Below are 3,958 nucleotides of genomic sequence, written 5' to 3'. Positions count from 1 at the left end.
GGTCCTCCGCGCGGTAGACCACCGCCATGCCACCGCGGCCGATGACGGACTCGATGCGGTAGCCGGCGATCTCGGCGCCCGGTTGGTGGATCGTCATGTCGACCGCCTCGTTCGGCCTACGACGTCCCGACGGCTCACCCCGTGGCTCCGCCGCACCGGCCGCAGAACCGGTCGTCGGGCCGCAGCCGCGCTCCACACGAGGTGCAGAACGCGTTGCGTCCCTCGGCGACCGACGCGTACGTGGTGTCGCGGCGGGGCGAGGACGGCGCCGCCGTGGCGCGCGACGCCCGGTGCGAACTGTCGGCGACCGCGGCTGCCGCCCGCTGCCCGGGCCCCGACCGGGACGGCGCGGACGTCGCCGCCGCCGGCTCGGCCCGCCTGGGCGACCCCGCCACCCCCCGGCCCGAGCCGCTCCCCTCGAGGACCGACACCGCGCCGGACGCGGCGCTGGGCGCCCCGCTGGGCACCGGCTGGCGCTCGCGTCGTCCGGCCGCCGCCGGGACCGGCGCGGCGGGCCGACCCTCCGGTGGCCCGCCCGGCCCCGGCCGCGGGGGCAGACCGTCCGCGGCGGAGTCCGGGCCGGCGGCGGAGCGCCGCCGGCGGAGGACCAGCGCGGCGGCGACCGCGAGCACCAGCGCGACCGCGACGACGATCAGCACCACGGCCCAGGGGAATCCGCTCCCGCCGCTGTCGGCCGTCGCGTTCCCGAGCGGCGCCGGGGCCTCCCCCGGGTTGCCGTCGGCGACGTTCTGCTCGGCGACGGCCAGGTTCTCCGAGGCCATGGTGTGCCCCGGGAACAGCGCGAGGGTCTGCTGCAAGGCGGGGATCGAGGCGGCGAAGCCCCCGTTCTTGAACGCGTGCATCGCCGCTTCGAAGTTGGAGTCCGCCGGACCCCGGCGCGGCGTGATCCCCTCCGCGTCCAGCACCTCGCGGATGGCCACCGCGTCGACGACCCGGCCCGCCGTGGCCGGCGGCGGCCCGGAGTCCGCCTCGGGCTTGAGGAAACCGACGACCTGCCCGTTCTCGGCGACGAGCGGTCCGCCGTGCATCCCCGCCGTCAGTCCCTCGGCCAGCCGGGCGGCGTCCGCCGTCTCCTCCTCGGTGAGGTCGGCCGTCTGGAGCACGCTGCCCCCGGGGACGTCGAGGTGGGTGTTGATCGCCTGGAGGGACTGCTGGTTGCCGGGAATGCCCGTGAACCCGAGCGCGCCCAGCGCCCGTGAGCCCTCCGTCGACTCACCGAGGGCCACCGTCGGCATGCCGTTCGCCCCCCGCACGCGGAGGACGGCGACGTCCGGCGTGCTGGCGGGGAGGAGTTCTGCCTCCAGCTGCCCGAACTCCTCCTGCGAGGTGACGAACGGGTAGACGACGTAGGTCGGGGTGACCCGGACGACGCAGCCGCCGGCGTCGTTCGTGGTGTGCGGCGGGTAGCAGGCCTCCAGCCGCTGCTGCAGCCGGTCCTCCGGGGCTCCGATCCGCTGCCGGGCGGACGAGCCGCTGTCCAGGGGGGCCGCGTCCCCGTAGCGCGACTTGAAGGCCTGGTTGACGGCGTAGACCGCGGCCTCTTCGAGGTCGGCCTCCGTGATGGCACCGGTGGTCACGATGGCGCCCGTCGGGTCGACCACGAAGCCGCTGGCGGAGGCGAGCACCGGTCTGGAGGTGCTCTGGATGATCCTGATGTGGATGCCCTCGGGGTCGCTCTGCAGGTGCTCCACGAGGGAGACCTCGACCTCGGCGCGCGCCTCCACGAACACGACGCCGGGGGCGGCCCGCTCGATGGGCGTGGGGTGCTCGTGCGCTGCGGCCGGACCTGCGCCGACCACGAGCACGGCGGTGGTGAGGGCGACGACGAAGGGGATCCGGCGGCTGTGACCGCTCATGTGCACTCCGTATGGGGCCACGGCACGATGGAGAGCCGGTCGTGGAGGCTGCTCGGGGAGCTCAATGCAAGACCCCCCGTCACGGCGTGTCAACCGATCCGGTTCCCCCTGTTCGAGCCGATGTCACGAACACTTTTCCGGGTCATCCGCGCGGACCGTGGGCCCCGCCGGACCGGGGACGTCTGCGGGGTTCTTGCCTCAACCCGCCAGGTTCAACACGGTCAGCGTGCCCTCGCGGAGCTCGCTGACGTAGCCCCTGCTGCCGTCGGGCAGGACCGCCACGGAGGTGGGCGACGAGCCGGTGGGGATGGTGGCCGTGACCGCGAGGGCGTCGGCGTCGATGACCGACACCGTGTCGTCGCCGTTGTTGGTGATGTAGGCGAACCGGCCGTCCGCCGACCAGGCGGCGTGCTGCGGTTCCAGGCCGACCGGGATGGTCGCGATCACCTTGTTGGTGCCCGTGTCGATCACGGACGCCGAGTCGGCGTCGTAGCTCGCCACGATGGCCAGCGGCCGGGTCGGGTGCACGGCGATGCTGTGCGGACTGGCCGGTACCGGGATCTCCGCGACGACCGTGTTGTTGGAGGGGTCGATCGCGGCGACGAGGTTCGACTCGTGGTTGGCGGTGTAGGCGGTCGAGCCGTCCGGCGTGAAGGCGACCCAGTGCGGGTTGGCCGGCACCGCGAAGCTCGTGATCAGCTCGTCGGTCGAGGCGTCGATCACCGACACGGTCCCGGTGTCGTGGTTGGGGACGTACACCCACCCCCCGTCGGGGGACACCGCCGACAGGTACGGGCGGGTCTCCACGGGGATGGTCGCCGCGACCGCGTTCGTCGTCGTGTCCAGGACGATGACCGTCGCGATGGTCCGGGCGTCGTCCCACACGCTCACGTACGCCTTGCGGCCGTCAGGGCTGAACGCGATGAACTGAGGCGGGCCGGCGCTGATGGGGATGGTCGCCGTCACCTGGTCCACGGCCGTGTCGACGACTGTGACCACGCCGGCCTCGCGGTTGGCGACGTAGAGCTGCCGGCCGTTGGGCGCGGCAGCGACGAAGCCCGGGGTGTCCCCGACCGGGATGGTCGACCCGATCGACGGGATCGGGACCGCCGGTGCCACTTCCGTCGGGGGAGCCGGTGCGGAGGCCGCCGGGGTCGTCGGCGCCGGGTCCGCCCGCGGCCCGCTGTCCGGTCGCAGGGCCAGGAAGCCGATCAGGCCGACCCCCACCACCAGCAGCACCAGCCCGAGCACGAGCAGCGCCGGTCGGCGTCGCGGTCCCCGTGCCCGCTTCGACGGCTCCGTCGGCGGAGGCGCGGACGGCGGCTGGGAAGGCGGGGCCTCCGACGGGACGCCACCGGGTCGTTCGCCGGAGCGGGGCTCGGGCACCCGGCCGGACGTGCCGGCAGCGGCGGGCGCCACGACCTCCGCCCCGGTGGGCGGGTCGGCCCGCGCGGCGGTGTCGTCCGGGCCGACGACCGGGGCCGCGACCGGACCCGCGGGAGCCGGTGGCCCGACGGAAGCGGATGCCCGCGTGGCCTCGTCCGGCGGAGGGCGCCACGCCGCCGTCGGGATCGAGAGCGCCGGTCGGTCGTCAGCGACCGTCGAGGCCGCGTCCGTCCCCCGTGCTGACCCGTCGGGTCCGGTGCCGTCTCGGCCGTCGGCGGTCTCCCGGCTCTGCGACGGGGACACCGGCGCCGGCAGACCGAGGGCCGGCTCGAGGTCGTGCAGCAGTTCCTCGCACGACTGGTACCGGTCGGCGGGGTCCTTCGCCATGGCCCGGGCGACCACGGCGTTGACGGCCGGGGGGAGCTCGGGGCGGATCCCGGTGACCGGCTGCGGCGCCTCGACCAGGTGCGCCCACAGCAGCGCGGCGTCGTCGTCCCGGCGGAAGGGCAGCTGGCCCGTCAGGCACTCGTAGAGCACGCAACCCAGCGCGTAGATGTCCGTGCCGGGCCCCAGCGGCTTGCCCTGGATCTGCTCGGGCGAGACGTAGTCGACGGTGCCCAGGAAGTGCCCGGTGGCGGTCAGCCCGCCCGACAGGTCGGCCGTGCGCTTGGTGAGGCCGAAATCCGTGAGGTAGA

Annotated in this window: 2 protein-coding genes; both read right to left on the bottom strand. The window is 74.8% G+C overall.

All coding sequences use genetic code 11. From position 1 onward, the window contains the following. Window positions 1-134: 134 nt before the first annotated feature. Window positions 135-1,877 carry a zinc ribbon domain-containing protein gene (locus tag OF117_RS21995; RefSeq protein WP_263554994.1) on the bottom strand — a complete coding sequence of 581 codons (1,743 nt, stop codon included), beginning with the start codon at window positions 1,875-1,877 and terminating at the stop codon, window positions 135-137. Window positions 1,878-2,075: 198 nt separating this feature from the next. Further along, window positions 2,076-3,958 (bottom strand): serine/threonine-protein kinase (locus tag OF117_RS21990; protein WP_263554993.1); only part of this gene is annotated, 1,883 nt, incomplete at its 5' end.

It is taken from the genome of Geodermatophilus sp. YIM 151500 (assembly GCF_025716945.1).
Classification (GTDB): Bacteria; Actinomycetota; Actinomycetes; order Mycobacteriales; family Geodermatophilaceae; genus YIM-151500.
This window is presented reverse-complemented; position numbering and strand designations above follow the sequence as displayed.